The organism is Mycoplasmoides alvi ATCC 29626, assembly GCF_000701785.1.
Classification (GTDB): Bacteria; Bacillota_I; Bacilli_A; order Mycoplasmatales; family Mycoplasmoidaceae; genus Mycoplasmoides; species Mycoplasmoides alvi.
This window is the reverse complement of sequence record NZ_JNJU01000001.1, coordinates 210,085-230,621: the sequence shown is the minus strand read 5'-3', so window position 1 is coordinate 230,621 and position 20,537 is coordinate 210,085. Positions and strand designations below refer to the sequence as shown.

Annotated in this window: 18 protein-coding genes; 14 read left to right on the top strand and 4 right to left on the bottom strand. The window is 22.2% G+C overall.

Annotated features, from left to right (window positions below):
* Positions 1-8: 8 nt before the first annotated feature.
* The 3 genes from parE to T383_RS0100910 all read right to left on the bottom strand — a co-directional run bounded on the left by parE (position 9) and on the right by T383_RS0100910 (position 4,983).
* On the bottom strand, positions 9-1,904 hold the full coding sequence (parE, locus tag T383_RS0100920; RefSeq protein WP_033159776.1) for a DNA topoisomerase IV subunit B: 1,896 nt from the start codon (positions 1,902-1,904) through the stop codon (positions 9-11).
* 88 nt (positions 1,905-1,992) lie between these two features.
* A complete protein-coding gene (locus T383_RS0100915) occupies positions 1,993-2,391 on the bottom strand; it encodes an HU family DNA-binding protein (protein WP_169735585.1) in 399 nt (132 codons plus the stop codon).
* Positions 2,392-2,610: 219 nt separating this feature from the next.
* Complete coding sequence (locus tag T383_RS0100910) at positions 2,611-4,983, bottom strand: hypothetical protein (RefSeq protein WP_033159775.1); 2,373 nt, start codon at positions 4,981-4,983, stop codon at positions 2,611-2,613.
* Positions 4,984-5,351: 368 nt separating this feature from the next.
* Between T383_RS0100910 and T383_RS03700 the strand changes: the two genes are divergently transcribed.
* The 14 genes from T383_RS03700 to T383_RS0100840 all read left to right on the top strand — a co-directional run bounded on the left by T383_RS03700 (position 5,352) and on the right by T383_RS0100840 (position 18,526).
* The gene (locus T383_RS03700) at positions 5,352-6,689 is read left to right on the top strand and encodes a DUF5454 family protein (RefSeq protein WP_052663928.1); all 1,338 of its coding nucleotides are present in this window, start codon (positions 5,352-5,354) and stop codon (positions 6,687-6,689) included.
* 27 nt (positions 6,690-6,716) lie between these two features.
* Positions 6,717-6,905 (top strand): 30S ribosomal protein S21, encoded by a 189-nt coding sequence (gene rpsU, locus T383_RS0100900; protein WP_033159774.1) that lies wholly within the window; start codon positions 6,717-6,719, stop codon positions 6,903-6,905.
* A gap of 119 nt (positions 6,906-7,024) precedes the next feature.
* Entirely contained in the window at positions 7,025-9,016 is a 1,992-nt protein-coding gene (locus T383_RS0100895) for a cysteine peptidase family C39 domain-containing protein (RefSeq protein ID WP_033159773.1), read from the top strand.
* Positions 9,017-9,385: a hypothetical protein gene (locus T383_RS0100890; RefSeq protein ID WP_033159772.1), complete on the top strand. Its 369-nt coding sequence runs from the start codon at positions 9,017-9,019 to the stop codon at positions 9,383-9,385. It begins immediately after the preceding gene.
* Positions 9,386-9,389: 4 nt separating this feature from the next.
* Positions 9,390-9,875, top strand: coding sequence for an rRNA maturation RNase YbeY (gene ybeY / locus T383_RS0100885; RefSeq protein WP_033159771.1), 486 nt, complete (start codon positions 9,390-9,392; stop codon positions 9,873-9,875).
* Positions 9,865-10,269, top strand: coding sequence for a diacylglycerol kinase (locus tag T383_RS0100880; protein WP_033159770.1), 405 nt, complete (start codon positions 9,865-9,867; stop codon positions 10,267-10,269). The genes ybeY and T383_RS0100880 overlap by 11 nt, the downstream gene beginning before the upstream one ends.
* A gap of 14 nt (positions 10,270-10,283) precedes the next feature.
* Positions 10,284-11,180, top strand: coding sequence for a GTPase Era (era, locus tag T383_RS0100875; RefSeq protein WP_033159769.1), 897 nt, complete (start codon positions 10,284-10,286; stop codon positions 11,178-11,180).
* The gene (locus T383_RS03695) at positions 11,168-11,881 is read left to right on the top strand and encodes a hypothetical protein (RefSeq protein WP_052663926.1); all 714 of its coding nucleotides are present in this window, start codon (positions 11,168-11,170) and stop codon (positions 11,879-11,881) included. Before era ends, T383_RS03695 begins: the two co-directional genes overlap by 13 nt.
* A gap of 53 nt (positions 11,882-11,934) precedes the next feature.
* On the top strand, positions 11,935-13,338 hold the full coding sequence (locus tag T383_RS0100865; RefSeq protein WP_033159768.1) for a glycine--tRNA ligase: 1,404 nt from the start codon (positions 11,935-11,937) through the stop codon (positions 13,336-13,338).
* Positions 13,339-15,246: a DNA primase gene (gene dnaG / locus T383_RS0100860; protein WP_033159767.1), complete on the top strand. Its 1,908-nt coding sequence runs from the start codon at positions 13,339-13,341 to the stop codon at positions 15,244-15,246.
* A 132-nt stretch (positions 15,247-15,378) separates the two neighbouring features.
* Positions 15,379-16,992: an RNA polymerase sigma factor gene (locus tag T383_RS0100855; RefSeq protein ID WP_052663924.1), complete on the top strand. Its 1,614-nt coding sequence runs from the start codon at positions 15,379-15,381 to the stop codon at positions 16,990-16,992.
* The gene (locus T383_RS0100850) at positions 16,976-17,464 is read left to right on the top strand and encodes a tRNA (adenine(22)-N(1))-methyltransferase TrmK (protein WP_052663922.1); all 489 of its coding nucleotides are present in this window, start codon (positions 16,976-16,978) and stop codon (positions 17,462-17,464) included. The genes T383_RS0100855 and T383_RS0100850 overlap by 17 nt, the downstream gene beginning before the upstream one ends.
* Before the next feature lie 5 nt (positions 17,465-17,469).
* The gene (plsY, locus tag T383_RS0100845; protein WP_052663920.1) at positions 17,470-18,279 is read left to right on the top strand and encodes a glycerol-3-phosphate 1-O-acyltransferase PlsY; all 810 of its coding nucleotides are present in this window, start codon (positions 17,470-17,472) and stop codon (positions 18,277-18,279) included.
* The gene (locus T383_RS0100840; protein WP_052663918.1) at positions 18,242-18,526 is read left to right on the top strand and encodes a NifU family protein; all 285 of its coding nucleotides are present in this window, start codon (positions 18,242-18,244) and stop codon (positions 18,524-18,526) included. Before plsY ends, T383_RS0100840 begins: the two co-directional genes overlap by 38 nt.
* On the opposite strand, the gene T383_RS0100835 is transcribed toward T383_RS0100840, so the two are convergent.
* Complete coding sequence (locus tag T383_RS0100835) at positions 18,527-20,521, bottom strand: MPN338 family protein (RefSeq protein WP_052663916.1); 1,995 nt, start codon at positions 20,519-20,521, stop codon at positions 18,527-18,529.
* Between the last annotated feature and the right edge of the window lie 16 nt (positions 20,522-20,537).

Genomic DNA, 20,537 nt, shown 5'->3' with positions numbered 1-20,537 from the left:
AATGATAACTACTCATCCATAATAAATTCAACATTCTGATTAATTCAATCCTTGCGTGAAGATGTATTTTCTCCCATTAATGTTGTTACTCTTCTTTCAGCTTGAACTGCATTTTCTAATGTCACTTGTACTAGTTGTCTTGATTTTGGATCCATTGTAGTTGTTCATAGTTGATCAGAATTCATCTCACCAAGACCTTTATAACGCTGAATTGAATATTTAGAATACATTTTTTTTAAATCTTCAAGTTCAAGGTCATTTCATGCATAACTAAACTTTTTACTAATATTATTGGTTATTTTATATAAAGGAGGCATTGCAATATAAATAATGCCTTGTTCAATTAAAGGCCTCATGTAACGATAAAAGAATGTCAAAAGCAAAATTTGAATATGTGCACCATCTGTGTCAGCATCAGTCATAATTATAACTTTATGATATCTAATATTTTTAATATTAAAATTTTCTCCTATCCCAGTTCCTAAGCAAGAGATAATTGATAAAATTTCTTCATTTTTTAATAATTCAGATAACTTAGTTTTTTCAACATTAATAACTTTACCTCTTAATGGTAAAATTGCTTGATATTTCCGATCTCTACCAGTTTTAGCAGTACCACCAGCAGAATCTCCTTCAACTAAAAATATTTCAGCTTGCTTAGGGTCTTTAGTTTGAGCAGCTGTTAATTTACCAAATAAAACTTTTTCAGATTTAACATTTTTTAATTGTTTAATATTTTCTTTAACTTTTTTAGCAGCTAATCTTGCATCTCGTGTTGAAATTATTTTGTTAATAATTTTTGATGCATCTTCTTTATTTTCTTCAAGAAAAAAATATAATTTTTCATTTACAATTTTTTGAACAATTGTTTTAGCTTCTTGGGTAAATAATTTATTTTTAGTTTGACCTTCATACAAAATCATACTTTCTGGTATTTTTACAGAAACAATGGCAGTTAAACCTTCTCTAATATCATTGCCTTCAAAATTTTTATCACGCTCTTTTAATAATTTATACTTAATTGAATAATCATTAATAGTTTCTGTTAATGCAATTTTAAAACCTAACTCATGACTGCCACCTTCATTTGTTTTAATAGAATTGGCAAAAGATAAAATTAATTCATTTTCATCAAGTGTAAATTGTAAAGCAACTTCAACATCAATATTATTTTTTGAACCTTTAAAATAAGCAATTTTAGATATAGGTTTTTTTGATTCATTTATAAAAGAAATATACTCTTTTATTCCATTAATTGAATGAAATACTTCGTTATTATTAGGATTTATTTCATCAATAAATTCAATTTTTAAACCTTGGAACAAAAAAGAAGTTTCTTTTAATCTTTCTTTGATAATAGATGAATTAAAAGTTGTTACTTTAAAAATAGTTGGATCAGGTTTAAAATGAACAGTTGTTCCTGTTCTATTTGTTGTTCCTGTTTGTGATGCAGCTTTTTTTATGTTTCCGCCATTTATATATGATGATTCAAAGATTTTACCTTCTCTTTTAACCTCAACATTCATCCACAAACATAATGCATTAACAACTGATGCTCCAACACCATGCAAACCACCAGAAATCTTATAAGAATCACCGTCAAATTTTCCGCCAGCATGTAAAATTGTATAAACTGTATCAATTGTTGACAAACCTGATGAACTATTTTTACCAATTGGAATGCCGCGACCATTATCTTTTATAATTACTGATCCATCTTTTTTTAAAATAACACTAATTTCATTTGCTGATCCATTATGAACTTCATCAATAGCGTTATCAAAAATTTCTCATATTAAGTGATGCAAACCACGAACATCAGTTGAACCAATGTACATCCCTGGTCTTTTTCTAACTGGTTCTAAACCCTTTAAAACTTTAATACTATTATCATTATATTGCATTATGTATTCTTATGTCTATAAACAATAAAATAAACTTCTTAGTTGTCACTAAAAAGTTAATTTATACTAACCAAGTAATTAATAAAACTTACTTTTTTTTGCTTTTACTTTTTGATAAAGTTTTCTTTGGTAAAGACTTATTTTTAGATTTAGTAGATGAAGAAACTGTTTTCTTTTCGCCTTTATTTTCTAAAATCGAAGAAGAATAAGATTTAGCAACCAAAAAACGAACTTTTTTTCTAGCTGGTATTTTAATTTTCTCTTTTGTGAAAGGATTAATACCAGTTCTAGCCTTTGTACTTACAACTTTAAATTTACCAATATTAAAGAAACGAACTAACTCATTTTTAATTAATTCACTCTTAATTATATTTTGCATAGAAGCAATAATTTCTTTCACCTTAACTAGTGGAACGCCTGTTGACTCACTAATTTCTTTGATCATTTCAGATTGAGTAAGTAATTTTTTTGTACTTGATGAACTCATTTTAAAATAATGCCCTCTAATACCTAATTTATTAAACATTTACTGCCAAATATTTTAAACACAATTTCAATTAAATGTAAACAAGCAAAGCAAGTTAACACCCAAATTTGAACACCTTGATCCAAATTTCTTAAAGTAATTTAGCAATTATAAACAAGTAAATTTTAATATTTTTTTAGTATTTTGATGAATTATTTAAAAAAACTTATTATATTAAAATTATTTTTTACTTATCTTATTAAAATAATCTCCTTCTTCTCTAAAATTAATTTTTATTTCAGAATTTTCATTAATTGCAACAGTTGAAGCCAAAGACATAGGATTTACAACATTACCATTTGCATCTTCAAGTACACAATTATCGCCTGTTAAAATTTTTAATGATTCATATTCTTTTAATAAATCATTTTTATTTTTCATTAAATAAGATTTGTATAATTTTTTGCCCCAAACCATTCATAAAGTAAGAATTATAACTGCAAATACAATAATAGAAGATATTGTCACTATAGGTATAAATCATCTTTCAGTTGAAATACTAAATCGATTTTCTAAAGACCTTTTAGTTAATGCATTATTAACTAATAAAATTTGGTCATTTGTTGTTTTGGCTTTTGAATTAATATTAGCATTGTTAAATACTGTAGGAAAAACAATTTCAATATTTATTTCACCTAAAACATTGTAGTCTTTAATTACAATATAATAATCAAGTTTTTGAAATTTTTTATCAATTCCAAATAAATCAAAAATCATTTCTTGAGTTAATTCTTTAGTCTTATAATTCTCCAACATTTCTTTCAATTCTGTTGGTGTTTTTTTAAGTAATTGAGATGAATGATCAATGTTAGCCTTAATATCTTCAGGATTAATGCTAGTAAAATTTGTTACATTAAAATCTAACAATCTTACATTTTTAGTTTCATTTTCTGTAGTAACATTATCTTCATTATTATTTTTAACAAGATCATTAGTGTTGTTTTTAGAATTTATATTTTCTTTTAATTGACCAACTTTATAGTCGACAATTAAATTAAATACGCCTATATTATCATTAGCTATAGTTTTAATTTCAAAATTGTTGTCTTTGTTTTTAATACTTTCTAATTGAATATTTTTAAAAAATGTTGGAATTTCTAAAAAATCTTTAAAACTATTTGATAAATTATTCTTAGCATAGCAAGAAGCATATTCATTTTTTCATGTATCAGTATTCATTAATTTAACTAAATTAGCATATCTAATATGAATTGGTGCAATATCTGTATAGTACCTCTCATCACTAATTTCACTTGATGTCATTGTTGGATCAAAATTTCAACTAATTATTCCATCAACATATGAATCATAACTATAAAACAAATTAAACTTATTTGTGTACTTATTGTAAATAATATCACTTATTCTATTACCATTTTCTGCAAAGAAATTTAAATTGTAATCATATTTGTAGGAATTTAAATTGTTTATATCATAATATCTAATAACATTTTTATTATTATTTAAAGTAATTATTCCACTTGTATCTTTATCATTTAATTTTGTCACTGCTACCATTTGACTAAATACTGATTTATTGCAACCTGCAGATTCTTGTGAAAACTTATCATTATTGATTGTACTATAACTTCAAAAACGAATACTTCCATCATTAATATCACTATATTGAACATAAATTTTTTTAGCTTGGTCATCATTTACCATACTTTTAATGCTAAATGGAAGTTTGACAGTTGGTCCACCAGGAATTATTTCTCCTTTGTCTAACAATATAATGTCACTCCCAACAGGATTACCATCATTCTTATAATTTATTCCAACATATAATTTATTGTTTACTGAAATACAATCAACCAATTGAATTGAATTAAAAGGAATATCTGCAACTCTAGGAATGGAAATTTTATTTGAAATTTTTGTTAATACAGAAGTAATTGTTAATTCTAATTGAGGAATTGAACTATCTTGAAGGTTATTAGTGATAGTTACACTAATTACTGATGGCATTTTATTAAAATTACCAGCTACACTGTATGAATTCAAAGGTACATCAACTATTTCCCTAGATTTTTCATCAATTGTTTGTGTTTCTATGTCTATTGCATAGTAAATAGCAGTTTTTTCATTTCAACCTGAAATAATAATTCCTTTAGAAACATCATTTGCATCAACTGGACTAAGTTTATCAAAATTTGAATTCAAAATAATTTCTTGAACCTTATTAAAATTTTCATCAAAAACTGTTAATAAAGATGCAGACACCAAAGGATTAGTTATTCCTGGCACATAAATTACTTTATTATTTAAATGGATAATATTTTTACCGATTATTAATGTTTTAGCGTTTGTATCATTAATTGTAGGAATAGAAACTTGATCGCTTTTTTTATCTTCATTAACTAAATTGTTTTTAGATAAATTATTTTCTAAATTACTTTCTGATGAAATTGATTGATCAAAATTTTTAATACTTACCTTAGAGTTACTTCCATACTGAAACCCTAAACTTGTAACTACAATAATAGGTAAAATTGAAAGTGTTGTTAATAGTAAATTCTTAAAAGTTTTTTTTGTTTTTATTACCTTTTGCATAAATACAACTCCAAATTTAGCTTTAAATTTTCACAAATGCTCAAAGAAGGCAATTTGCAATTAATTTTAATGAAATTTAGCATCAATAATCAAGAGCAAAATAACATTTTTTTTCTATTAAATTAATATTTAATAAATTTTTTGTTTTTTATCAATGGATCTTGGATAATAAGTCAATTAACTTATGCAAAATATGTTTTAATGTATATAAAAAATTAGAAAACATTTTTAGTTTTATTTCAAATAAGTTAAAATCTAAAACTATAAAAATTTTTTGTTTTTACATTATATATATTATAATGCCACTATAATAAATTTGCTTTTGTTGTTTGTCATTATTAAATTTTGTTGCAATGGTTAATAATAAAATGGATTATAAAAACAAGAATATCAAAAATCATAAAAATATTGAACAAAGCATGAGTTTAACTAGTGAAGCTTTGTTAAAAAATAAATCAAAATGGGAATTGTTTTTAGAAGGTTATAAAAATCACCACAATGAAGACTTTTCATGACCTGAGTATATAAAAAAATGCAAAATCCGTTATGGTGAATTTGATATTAAAGGTTTTATAAACAACTATGGAAAAGAATGTGAAGAAGATTTCAAAAGATTTCGTAATGAAATTTTAGAAGAAAAAGGATTAATAAAAAAGAATCCTAATGAGTCAGATAAATTAGTTCCAATGATTGAATTTGATGAAAAAATCTTAGAATTAATGGTTAATGGTGACAATCTGAGAACAAGAATGCTAATTGATTTTTTAAACCCTGAAACAAGAGAAGGCAAAAAACGTTTAAAAAAATCATGAAAACAAGCTAAAAGACAAAAACAAACAAAAAGAGAATGAATGAAAACGTATGTTGGGATTCCTTTTAAAGCTGGCAGACCAGATCCTCAAGATACTAAATACACACGTGATGAAATTTTCGAAATGATTCGCGATGCAAAAAAACGATTAAATGATCTAAAAATTAAAAAAAGAAATTCAGCAACTAGGCAAATGAATTTTACAATTGAAACCCCTAGTAAAGCAATTAATGTGTCAAATATTGCTGAATTAAAACATTTGAATAAAGGAATTGATGATCTTAGTATTTTTCAACCAACAATTAAATTTAGTGCATTAACAAATAATTTTTCATCAATTGAAGATGAAAAAGATTTAAATAATGACACAATTCATAATATTAATAATGAAATTAAAAATGAAAATAATATATCAAATAAATTAGATTATGAAAGCACAATTATTACTAATAATGAATCAAGTAAAAATGAAGATAATTTAATTACAATTCAAGAAGAAACTCAAAAAATAACAGATGACATTAATTTTTTTAAAATTCCTGAAAGCATATCTAACAATGCAACAAAAAATGTTTCTGAAGATAATAATTTAAATGAATTAAATAATGATTCAGAAATGAAAATTAACAATATTGATTTAATTGAAACAAAAATTGTAGACAATTCACCTTCTGAAATAGATAGATCAAATTACTTGACTAATTTGTTAAAAATTGAAAAAAATATTAACGACCAAATAGATAGTATTAAAAATGATAATGAATTAATTAGACAAGAGTTGTACAAAACAAATCGAATAAAACAAGAAGAAGAACGTAAATATGAACTATTAAAAAAACAAAAAGAAGAATTAACTAGAACAATTCTTATGGAAAATGAAAATTATTTAAAATAATTTTTACTTAGAAAGGAGGTGATTTTAATGCCAAAAGTTAAAGTTGTGGATGGAGATCTTGAAGGAGCTTTAAGAAAATTTAAGCGAATAACTAGTGAAACTAAACGAGATGCTTTGCGCCATGAATATCATCTTCGTCCAGGATTGAGAAAAAGAGAAAAGCAAAAACTAGTTCAAAAACGTTTGCAAAAAAAAATGAGAAGAACTAGAAAATAATATATATATATATAGTGTTATGCACCCATTTTTAAAAGTTGGGTGTATTTTTTTTCAAGAAAATAAATTTTTTTGTATTTTTTTTCATTTTTTTGAACTTATTTATATAGGTGAAAAAAATGGAAGTCATATACCAAGAAAAGGAAAATGAATGCGGCGCTTGTGTTATAGCAATGCTAGCAAATGAAATTAATGATTTATCATTGGATCGATCAGACATAATTAACAATGCAATAATTTCAAATTTTGGTATGAATTTATATGATTTAGAAGAATTGGGTTTAAAATATGGATTGCAAATTGAAAGTTATGAATGTGAATTTAAAGAACTTGAAGACATTTCATCAAAATGACATATTGGATTAGTGAAACGTTTAAATGGATTTCATTACATTATATTTAGAAAAAAGAAAAAGAATTTGTTTTTAATTGTTGATTCTAGCAAGGGAAAATATGAATTAAATGAAGCTGAATTTAAAAAAGAATTTGCAAATCTTATTTGTACTGTTGAATCTATTAAATTTGATTTAAATAAAATTACTAAAAATAAAAAAATAAATTTATTTAATTTTATTTCTTGAAAAATCTTAATTGTTTGCTTATTTTTTGAATTATTTGTAGTAATTTTAAGTTTAATTGGCGCACAATTTTCAAAATTAATAATTGATGCCACTATTGGTTATGGAACATTATCTAATTTAATAGCTATTATTAGTCCTTTTCTTATGATAAAACTAGCTGAATTATTTACTGATTTTGGTATAAATTTAATTCAAGGACATAATTCAAAAATAATTTATAAAAACATTTGATTACAACTTTTTAAACTATTAAATAAACATACCTTTAATTTTTATGAAAAAAAGCCATATGGAACATTATTCGAACTTGATAGCCATATTACAAATCTTATAAATTTTTGTTTAATAAAAATAACAAATTTTATTACATCATTGATTTTATCTATAGTTACACTAGGAATTTTAATTTCAACACATGTATTTTTTTTAATAATTAGCATTATACAAATAATTGCAATTTTTATTTTTGTTATTATTCAATTTTATTTAAATAAAAGTTATTTGTTTAAATCAATAAATAATTTACAAAAACATAATGATTATTTATCAAAATTTTCCAATTTACTTTTATATGAAAATTTTTTTAATGAATATGAAGAAATAGTTAAATCAATAAAAAAAAATTTAAATGAAAATTCAAAACTTAATTATAACATTTCAATAGAAACTTCAATTATTGATAAAATTTTTGAATTTGTTAAATTTATTTTTTCAATTTTAATTATTTCATTAGGAATAAGTTTAATAATTTCTGAAAAAAATTTTGATTTATCCAAATTAATTTATATTTCAACAATTCAGGCATTACTAATATCTAATGTTGATACACTCATAAAATTTGGTTTCTCATATAATTCCTTTATTTCTTCATATAAAAAAATTAATGGCTATTTTAACATTACAGAACATGAAAAAGCAATTAATAAAATTGATAAAATAACTAAAGTAAGTTTTAAAAACATTAATTTAACAGATGGAATTAAAGAAATATTCCAAAATTGAAGTTGTAATCTAGATAATTTAACAGTTTTAACTGGCAAAAATGGTTCTGGAAAATCTTCTCTTCTTAAATCACTTACTTGCAGATTTAAGATGAAATCAGGTGAAATTAAAATAAATGATTACTCAATTGATGAAATTAATAATGAGTGGTTTGCTAAAAATGTAATTTATATTAATGGAAATAACATAAGTAATAGTTTATTAATTTCTGAAAAAATTTTTCAATTTGTTCAAAATCATTCTTTTGATGAAAAAATATATTCTATCTTGAATAAAATTAATTTTTTTGAAACTAGTCCCACAAATTATAGTTCAGGACAAATTCAAATTGCTAGATTAATCATGTTGCAAAAAGAAAAAAATAAATTAATTTTGTTAGATGAAACACTATCAGCAATAAATTATTCACTAAAAGAGTCTGTTTTTAATTGTCTAATTAAACCATTAGTAGAAGACAATTTTGTTATATTCGCAGAACATGATCCTAACTTAATAAAACTTGCCAATAAAATAGTAGAGGTAAGATAAATGAAATCAAAAATAATTGCAATTTTAACATCAATTTTAATAATTTTTATAATTCTCATTGTAGTTATTTTTTGTGTAAAAATTAAAATAAATAATCCTTGTAAACTATTTATAACTGATAAAGAAACATTTTTAGTTATTGAAAATAATGATATTTACAATGAGATAAAATCATATCAATATTTTGATTTAATTGATCAAAAAACAAAAGAATCTACAAGATTTTATGTTAAAAATAATTTTGTTCAATCTATAGAAAACTTAATTTTTTTACAAAACAATAAAGATTGTGCATATAATGTTGGTTGACATGAAGTACTATTATTCATTAGGTCAGAATCAATTGCTGAACATTATTTAGGGTTTTAATTTTATGTTAAAAAGAATAAATAATTTAAAAACAAAAATAAATAATATTAATATAAGTTTATTATCTAATATCATTGATAAAGAATTTTCAAAATTATTTAATATAACTTTAAATTTTTTTTATGAAATTATTTTTTTAGATTCAAAAAAAATGCTTACTTTAAACAAAAAAACAAGAAATAAAAATTACATAGCAGATGTTATTACAATTTCATTTTTAGAAACAAAAAAAAATATTTCAAATTATGAAGCAAATTTTATAACTCCTTTGTTAGGTGAAATTTATTTATGTCCTGAACAAATTAAAATAAATGCAATAAAATATAATGTAACTTTTTTAAGTGAATTATCTAGAATGTATATTCATGGAGTTATGCATCTTTTAGATTTTGATCATGAAAAATCAAATACACTAGAGTATTTAACCCTTAAAATTCAAAATAAAATTAATAAAAATGTTTTAAATAAGTATAAGAAATATGAAAAATAATCACTTAAAAAATGAGTTAAAAAAAAATACTAAATTTAAATTTAGTTATGCATTTCAAGGTTTATTTTTTGCAGTAAAAGAAGAAATTTCATTAGTTGTTCACTTAGTTATATCAATAATAGTTTTAGTAATTTCTGGAATTTTATATAAAAAGATGACTATCATAGAATGAGTTATTATTGTTTTAATCATTGGAATAATAATTTCATTAGAATTGGTAAATACAGCTATCGAAAATTTGGTTGATTTAGTATCATTCAAATTTAATATTAATTCTAAAAAAATTAAAGATATTTCAGCAGCTGCAACATTAGTAATGTCTATAACTGCCATAATTATAGGTTTATTGATTTTGATACCAAAAATTATTTCATATTTTCAAGTTACAAATTAAAATAAATTAATAATATGTCTACAAATAATGAAATTTCAATAATTGGTTGTACAAATGCTGGAAAATCTACTTTAATAAACCGTATATTTTTAAAAAAAGTATCTATAGTTTCTCCAATGGTACAAACAACAAGAAACGCTATACCAAATGTTTTTAATAATAAGTTAATAATATGAGATACACCAGGCATTTTAAAACCAAAAACAAAATTAGATTATTTTTTAATTAATGAAATGTTTGAATCAATTAAAAGATCTAAAACTAATATTTTAGTTGTTGATTCGAGCCAAAAAATTAATCCACACATAAAAGAAATATGTAATTTTTTAAATAAATTTAATGATAAAAAAAATTTAATAGTATATAGCAAAATTGATTTAATAAAAAATCAAAATGAATTTAGTGAATTAAAAAAATTTTTTTACAATTCATTAAAAGAAATTACTGATGAATTTTATCTTAATTTACTTTATGATGACATTTCAATTTTAGTAAATAAAATTTATGAAATAAATTCTGATAGCGAAGATTCGATATTTATTGAATCAATTCATGATGATTGAAATGATGACTTATTAATAACAGAATTCATTAGAGAGCAAATTATCAAACATACATCTCAGGAAATTCCGCATTCATCATCTGTAATAATTGAGCAAAAAAAATATGATAACATAGCAAATATTTTTCATATTCATTGTGCAATAATAGTTGAAAAAGAAAGTCAAAAAAAAATAATAATAGGTAAATGTGGTTCTAAAATAAAAGAAATAGGTATATGTTCTCGAAAATCTATAAGTAACATTTATGATTGCAAAATTAACTTGAAATTATTTTGTAAAGTAAGAAAAAATTGGCGTAATGATGATTATTTATTAAAAAGTTTTGGTTATAAAAAATGGCAAAAATAATATCTAAAGGCTTTGTCATAAATTTAATTAATTATGATGTATTTGATCAAATTATAACTATCTTGGATGAAAAAGGAGATAAATATTCACTAATTTCATTTGGATCTAGAAAAATAGAATCAAAAAATGGGCGTCATTTAGTTGTTGGAAACTTTAATGAAAATGAATACTTTCCGTCTCGAACAAAAAACAAAATTGGTCGATTAAAAAAAACATCAACAATTTTACCTATTCCATGAAAAATACATGATTATTTAAGTTTTCACTTAATAAATGAATATTTAAATTTAATTACTTTTAGAGACAAAAAAGTATTTTTGTTTTACAAAAACATTATTAATATTTTAAAAAGTTTTAAATACAAAGATATTACAATTATTATCTATATACTCATTTACATAATAAATACAAATAATTTAATGATTAGTAAAACAAATTGTTCATTATGTTATTCTAAAAATGTAAATTTTATTCAATTAAAAACATATTTATGATTTTGTGGTAATTGCATTTACACTCATCAAGAAAAAAATATTTTTAAAAATAATGAGATCTTAGATTTGCTTTTTAAATTAATAAATAAATCTGAGATAAATACAAAAATAACAATTGAAATTGCTATTGACCTTATATTTTTTTTACAAAAAATTATTTTAGATTTATTAGGCATTTCTTTTAAGTGCTTAAATAAAGTTAAATAAAATTATTTACAATATTCATATTATTTTTACATTTAATTTAAAGACACATTCATATGGAAAAAAATCAAGAAACTATTGTTAACTATTTAAAAAAACATGGATTTGTTTATCAAAATTCAGAAATTTATAATGGATTGTCAAATGCTTGAGATTATGGACCACTTGGTGCCATCTTAAAAAATAATTTAAAGCAACTACTTATAAAACACTTTGTTTTTAGTGAACCTAACATGACATTCTTAGATAGTTCAATAATTTTAAATGCTAATGTATGAAAAGCATCGGGTCATTTAGATAATTTTTCAGATCCTTTAATTGATTGTAAAAATTGTAAAAATAGATTTAGAGTAGATAAACTTTGTGAAGAGCAAAAAAAAATAATAATAAGTGAAAATTTAAATAATGATTTACTCGATAAGATTGTTTTAGAAAATGGCATCCATTGCCCTATTTGCAAAAAAAAAGATTGAACAAATGTTCGTAAGTTTAATTTAATGTTTAAAACTTTTCAAGGTGTTACTGAGGATAGTTTAAATACTTTGTATTTACGACCAGAAACTGCACAAGGAATTTTTATAAATTTTAAAAATATCTTGCGTACTCAAAGAATGAAAATACCTTTTGGTGTTGGTCAAATTGGTAAAGTTTTTAGAAATGAAATAACTCCAGGTAATTTTATATTTAGGACCCGAGAATTTGAACAAATGGAAATCGAATATTTTACAACTCAAACAAATGCTTTAAATGATTTTGAATTTTTTAAAAATAAAATATATTTATTCTTAACTGAAATTTTAAAAATTAAAAAAGAAAATTTACGTATTTACAACCATAATAAGGATCAATTATCACATTATTCTAAGAAAACAATTGATTTTGAATTTAATTTTCCACATGGTTTTGGAGAACTGTGAGGATTGGCTCATAGAGGAACATATGACTTAAATGCTCATGAAAATTTATCTAAAAAAAATCTTAAATATCAAGATCCTTTATCTAATGATCAATTTATTCCAGATGTAATTGAACCATCCGTTGGAATTGAGCGCCTTTTATATGCATTAATTTGTAATTCATATTCTATTGAAGACATAAATAACAATAGCAATAATAATAGTGATGATGATAAACGAGAAGTGCTTAAAATTCCTTTTTGCTTATCGCCATATACAGTTGCAGTTTTTCCTTTAGTAAAAAAACTAGATTCTTTTGCTGAAAATATTTATTTAAAATTATTAAAAAATGGTTTTTTTGCTTTTTTTGATAAAAGTGGCAGTATTGGAAAAAGATATAGAAGAATGGATGCGATCGGGACTCCTTTTTGTGTAACAATAGATTTTGATACTGAAAAAAAACAATTAATTACAATTAGACATAGAGATACTATGAAACAAGAACAAATTGGTATTGATAATTTAATTACCTTTTTAAAAAATAAATTAGAAACAAATAGTTAAATGGAAAGAAACAATATTGTTAATGAATTAAAAAAAAAAATTGATATTGTTCAAGTAATTGGACAATATTTAAATTTACAAAAAAAAGGAAATAACTTTTGAGCAATATGCCCATTTCATTCCGATACTAGACCTTCACTTTCAATTTCTCCTTTTAAAAAGTTATTTAATTGCTTTTCATGTAACACAAAAGGTGATGTTTTTAATTTCATTCAACTTTATAAAAATATTTCATATGATAAAGCACTAATTGAAGTTTGTGAATTAGTTGGTATCAATGATGAAAATTTAATTTTTTTTAAAAAAAATAATAGTTATAGTGAAGAGAATCAAAAATATTACCAAATTAACAATTTAGCTTTAAAATTTTTTCAATTGAGTTTAGCAAACATAAATGCTGTAGAAATAAATAATTATTTAAAAAAACGAAAATTTAAAAAAGAACTTATTGAATATTTTTCCATCGGTTGTGCTTTAGACAAAAATAGTGATTTGTGTGATGCTTTATTAGAATCTAATAATTTAGGTTTTAATATTAACATGACTGATTTAAAAAATATAGGTTTAGCTGTAAAAGATAAAGAAAAAACAAATTTTTTTATAAATAGAATTATATTCCCTATATATGATGAATATGATAACATAGTGGCATTTTCTGGTAGGTCCGTAATTGATGATATAAATATTCCAAAATATAAAAATACTGAAACAACAAAAATTTTTAAAAAAGATGAAATTTTGTACAACTACAACAAAATTAATAAAATAAACAATCTTAATTCTATATATGTGTGTGAAGGATATATGGATGTCATTGCTCTTCACTCTATTGGAATAAACAATGCTGTTGCTTTAATGGGACTAAATCTAAGTGATCATCATATAAAATTGATAAAAAAAATAAAAGAAATAAAAGAAGTTATTATTGCATTAGATAATGATAAACCAGGAATTGAAGCATCAATTTCATGTGCAAAAAAATTAATATCACATGGAATAAATGTTTCTTTGTTTAAATATCCAGATAATAGTTCAAAAGATATTGATGAGCTAGTAAATAAAAATGAATTAAATCAAAAAAATATTATCGATTTAAAAATTGATTACTTTGAATATTTAATTAATTTGGAAAAAAACAAACTATCTAATAATTTTTCTAACAATGAAATAATTTATAGTGTTGAAAAAATTTTTAAAGAAATAAAAACATTTTCTAATCCAATTTTATGAGATAGATATATTAGTCTTATATCTAACAAATTTAATTTATCAACTAGCAATTTAAAAGAAACATTTGATAAATTAATAATTAAATCTGCAATTAATTCAAATTATTATCAAGATAATTATGAAAATAAAACGAATAAAAAAAATATTACAAATGAATTAATAATAAAAATCAAAAAAAATTGTATTGAATACTATGAATCCATTTTAAACATTGAAACTTATTTAATTGTTTTGTTTTATTATCATAAAGATGCTTTAATTGATTTTAATAACTTAACAAATATAAAAAATACTCATAATTATTTTCAAAAACTTTGTTTACGATTAACTAACTATTACAAACTTAATGAAAAAATAACTTTTAATTCATTTTTAAAATTAGCAGAAGATGTAAAAAATGATGATACTTCTGAAGATGCATCATCTTTATATTTTAAAATAGTTAAAAACATTAAATATGAAAATCAAATTTCAATCTACAATTACGATGATTTAAAAAAAGAAATTATTCGCTTGTACCAAACAATTAATTTGTTTATGTTAACAAAAGATTATTTAAAAAATATTTTTTTGTATTTGAATGATCAGCAACTTTTTAACAATCATTTAAAAAATATAAAAGAAATAAATAAAAAAAACCAATTATTTTATGAAAAAATAATGAAGTTTAAAAAATAAAAAATTATTAATATAATTCATTGTATGCAAACTAAATCAAAGTAAATAATTAATTATTTCTTGTTTTATGATAAAATAATAACTTATGCAGTATTAGACAAAATATTAAATTAGAAGATTTATTTAAAATTCATGAAAAAAACACAAACTACAAAAAAAATAAAAAAAGATAAAATTAATAAAGAAAATAATACAAATAAAATAACTTCAAATTTAGATAAAAAAAATGAATCTTTAGATAATAACAATAAACAGTCTAAAGAAATAGAAGTTTTTTCATCAAATACAAATAAAAATAAAACAAATTTAAAAACTACTGGTAGATATAATTCTAAAAACAAATCTATTTTTCCTACTAAAATAAATGACCAAAAAGAATTTTTGTCTAGTGTTCCAAGAAAAGAAATTGTAATAAATAGAATCGCTAAAAAACAATCTTTAAAACCTGTATTAAACAAAGTACATAAAGATAAAGAAATAATCATAGAAAAAAAACGAAGGGGAAGAAAACCTAAACATGCGCCAAATAATGAGAGAAATGAAATTATTTTTACAGATATATTAGAAGTTAGTTCAAAAAATCGTAATTATGATAGTGAAGTTAATTCTGTAATAAAACAATTACAAGCAAAGGCTAAACAAAAAAGGAGAAAACATCCTTATTTGTCTAATGAAGAAATAGTAAAAAATATTAAAAATCATGACTTTACTGATGAAGAAAAAACTTATATTTTAGATACTTTGTTTGATTCAAACATAAAATTAGATGATAATGTTGAAGAATATATTTCTGAATTTAGTAAAACACAAGATTTAAGTGGAATTGATGATAATATTGAAGAGTTAACTATTAAAGGTACAAGCACTAGAGATAAAGTAGAAGATAATGTAAGATCTTTTTTGGCAACGTTAGGTTCCTCAAAAATGTTAACTTTTGATGATGAAATTAAAATTGCTAAATTACTTGGTAGTAATGATGAAGAAACAAGACAATATGCAATTAATCAGTTTGTGACTTCTAATTTGCGTTTAGTGACATCAATTGCAAAAAAATACTTAAATCGAGGTTTAGATTTTATTGACTTAATACAGGAGGGTTCTATTGGTTTAATAAAAGCAATTAGTAAATTCAATTACAAACTAGGAAATAAATTTTCTACATATGCAACTTGATGAATAAGGCAAGCAATTACTAGAGCAATTTCTGATCAAGCAAGAACAATAAGAATTCCAGTTCACATGGTAGAAACAATTAATAAATTAATTAAAGTTGAAAGAAACTTGACCCAAACATTAGGAAGAGAGCCAACTGTTGAAGAACTAGCGGAAGAAATGGGTGGTCAAGTTAATGGTTTTACACCAAAAAAAATAGTTGAAATTCGTAAATTAAATAATGATCCTGTTTCATTAGATAAACCAGTTGGTGATGATGAAGAATCTCAATTTATCGATTTTGTTAAAGATAAAGACATTGATAGACCAGATCAATTTACTAATAAAAAACTAGTTATTGGACACATTAATGAGTTGTTTAACAATACTTTATCTAAGAAGGAAGAACAAATAATCAGAATGCGTTATGGTTTGTCACCTTTTAAAGCTCCAATGACTTTGGAAGAAGTTGGTAACAAATTTAAAGTGACTAGAGAAAGAATTCGTCAAATTGAAGCAAAAGCATTAAGAAAATTAAAACATCCTTCTAAAAATACAAAATTAAGATCGTTTTTAGATGACGACAAAGATTAAGTTTATTTCAAACCTCATACCTAATAAATTACATGACCTAATAATAGATGTAGGTTGTGATCATGGTTATTTAAGCTTAATTTTGATTCAAGAAAATAAATCTAAAGTTGTTTTAAATATTGATAATAAAAAAAAGCCCTTAATGAATGCAATAAAAAATACAAGTAAATATGAGTATAGACAAAGGATTTTTAATGTCTTAAATGAAGGTTTAAATAATTTGCCATCATATTTATCGCCAAATTACATTGTAATAGCAGGAATTGGAACTAACAACATTATTAATATTCTTGAGAATGAACATGTAAGTAATTCAAAAACAAAGTTTATATTTCAATCAGAAGGAAATATTGTTAAATTAAAAGATCATTTAACTAAAAATAATTTTAAGATTTTATTAGAAAAAGAAATTGTTATTAAAAATAAGGTTTTTAACTTCATTATTTCTAGTAAACAAAACAATAATTTATAAATTTTATGTCACCATCATTAGCTATTTTTTTACTTATTTTTTTATCAATATTTATTGGTTATATTTTAGGTTCTATAATGACTTCAGATGTTGTTGCTTTTTTTGTAAAAAAAAATGCACGGCTTCATTGAAGCAAAAATCCAGGAACAACAAATTCCTTTCGTGTTTATGGAAAAAAAATAGGTATTATTGTAGGTTTTGGTGATATTTTTAAAAGTTTTATAGCATTTCTTATTAGTTGATCTATTTATAAATTTTTATTGGAAGAATTCATTAAATCTGAAGTTAATTTAGTTGAAAAAGTATATTATTTAGTTTATCTTGCTAATTTTAGTTCTATTGTAGGTCACTGTTGACCAATTTTTTTTCATTTTAAAGGAGGGAAGGCAGCTGCTCCTACAGTTGGATTTTTAATGTCTACATCATTTTGATGGTTAATAATTATTAGCATTGTGTGAATAATTATTGTAATCAAAACAAAATATGTATCATTAGCATCATTGATTTCTTCAGCAATCTTAATATTTTTACCATTGATAAATTATATAGATTACTTAAACTTTTTTTCTTTAGGACAACCTTTTTGAATCGAAAAAGAAAATTATGCATCTAATTTAAATGGAATTGGCGGTTATTTAACTTATCAAAATGATTGACAAATAATTTTATTCTTAGTTTTGAATAATATATCTATATGTTTAATTATTTTTTGAAAACACAAAGAAAACATAATTCGACTTATTAATCATAATGAAAATAAAATTGGTTCTTCCAAAAATGAAAAAACAAAAAAAATATCAAAGAAAAAAAACTAATAAGCAAATAATTTCAGAAATTATTGATGTTTTAGATAATTTGAGGTTTTATATACAAAAAGATGGAGGAGATTTAAAATTTATTAATTATAAAAATGGGATATTAACAATTCAATTACTTGGAGCATGTGTTGGCTGTGAATTAGTTGATATCACATACAAAGAAGGGGTTGAAAAAATTTTAATAAGTGAAATAAAAGAAATTAAAAAAATATTAATAATAGATCCGTTGTCAAAAAATAAGTAATTATTTTTTGCGTTTTCTTTCTTTGAAAGATTTAATTAAAAATATTACTATAATAACAAGCAAACAAAAAGCTAATAAAGATGCGAATGAAATAGAAATTATATTTGCTAAAGTAAGTCCAGCTTCAATATCTGTAACTGTTAAAATTGTAAATACCATTCCAAAAAAATTAATTAAACCAATTATTATTGCTACTAAAAAAGCAGATACCATAATTTTTCTTTCTGTATCTTTTTTATTTATAGAATCTTGCTGCTTTAATTTAGCTATTAAAAGATTTATTGAAGTTTTAAGATTGCTAGTTTCATCAATTTTTTTAACAATTTTTTTTATTTCAGGTAATCCATAAAAATCATCATATCAATCAAATGATAAATTTTCCAAAACCCTTATTTTTTCTCTATAAAAATAAAAATTCTTTTTAATATCTGTGTTGTTAAAATCATATTCAATATCATTCCTCATCCAAATTCTAGACTGAACATAAATTTGTGCTCAAAAATAATTAGGAAATAAAGATATTGGCTCATTTTGAATTATTAAAACTGATGGAAATGCTGAATCTGATAAATATGTTATGTAATTATTATTAATTTCACAATGTGTTGACTCTACTTTATTCAAAAACCGATCAGATAAATCAAAATCACAAGCTAATTTAAATACTACATCTAAAAATTTATTGTACTCAATAAAGAATGAACTATTTAAATTTATTCCAAATAATTCAGGATAAATTGTCATTAAATAAATTAACTTAATATTTTGATAATTTTTAATAATTTTTTTTGATGAAACAAAAGGAATATTTTCATCTATTTGTATACTATTTATTGGTATTGATAAACCAAAAGCTTCATATTCACTTTTAGATTCATATTCAGAAACAATTTCTATTATATCTTCAAATTTCTTTACTTTTTTATAATTTGGTTTGGAATCTAAATTATGTTTAAAATAATTTTGCCTTAAAAATTTTGCAAGTTCAAAAAAATCATTTTCAGGCTTTTGATTTGGGTCTTCTTTGATTAATGATGGTCTATCTAAAATGCTTAAAATAAGTTCAGGTTTTTCACTTGTAAAATAAATTTTCAATTCTTCATATAAGGATAATGTAACCATTGTTGTTATCAAAATTGAAAAAAACAAATTATCACTAATATTTTTCTTTTCATCATCTGAAATGTTTGTTTTAAAATTTAAATATTTTTTATTAAATAACTCTGTTCAATTATCTTTCAAATCATTTGCTGTTATTTCCTTAAAATTTATTGATGAAGTTGAATATTTATAACTTTTTGTAGATTTTGATACATTGTATCTTTTTTTATTTGAGTTTAAATTATATTCACCTACAAGATCTAATATGTTATTTAAAGAAATTGGATATAGTTGTTTAGAAATATAATGTCTTACTAAACTAGATACATATATTTTATCGATTAATTCATCATTACTAATACCTATATCACTTAATTTTTGATAATCAACTAATTGTAAAGAAAAACCACCAGATAAAATTTTGTTTTCATCATCTAAATAAAATGATAAATTTATCTTTTTTATGTAAGAACTTAAATATGAATTTGAATTAATTTCAACAACAAAATTATATCTTCTATCTGATAAATTGTCAGAAACAATTTCAATATCTTTATCACGTTCAATATTTTTGATATATAGAGGTTCATTAAATTTATCATAACTTTGAACTTTAAAAATATCACATTGGTAACTTCCTGTTTTGGAAACTATTTTTTTTAATGCCAAGTTTAACATTAAATTAACTTTTTCAAATTTAGTTAAATTATCTATTTCAATAAATTTTTCTAATTCTTCACCTTCTAAGGTTTTAACGATCTTAGGTAAAATTTTATTTACAAATTTTTTATTAGAAATTTGATTTAAACTATTAAAAAATTTTACATTTACGTTGTCAATGTAAAATGGAAAGATATTATCAATTTTTAAGGAAACAATTTTTTTATCGGTCATTTCTATATTACCAGTA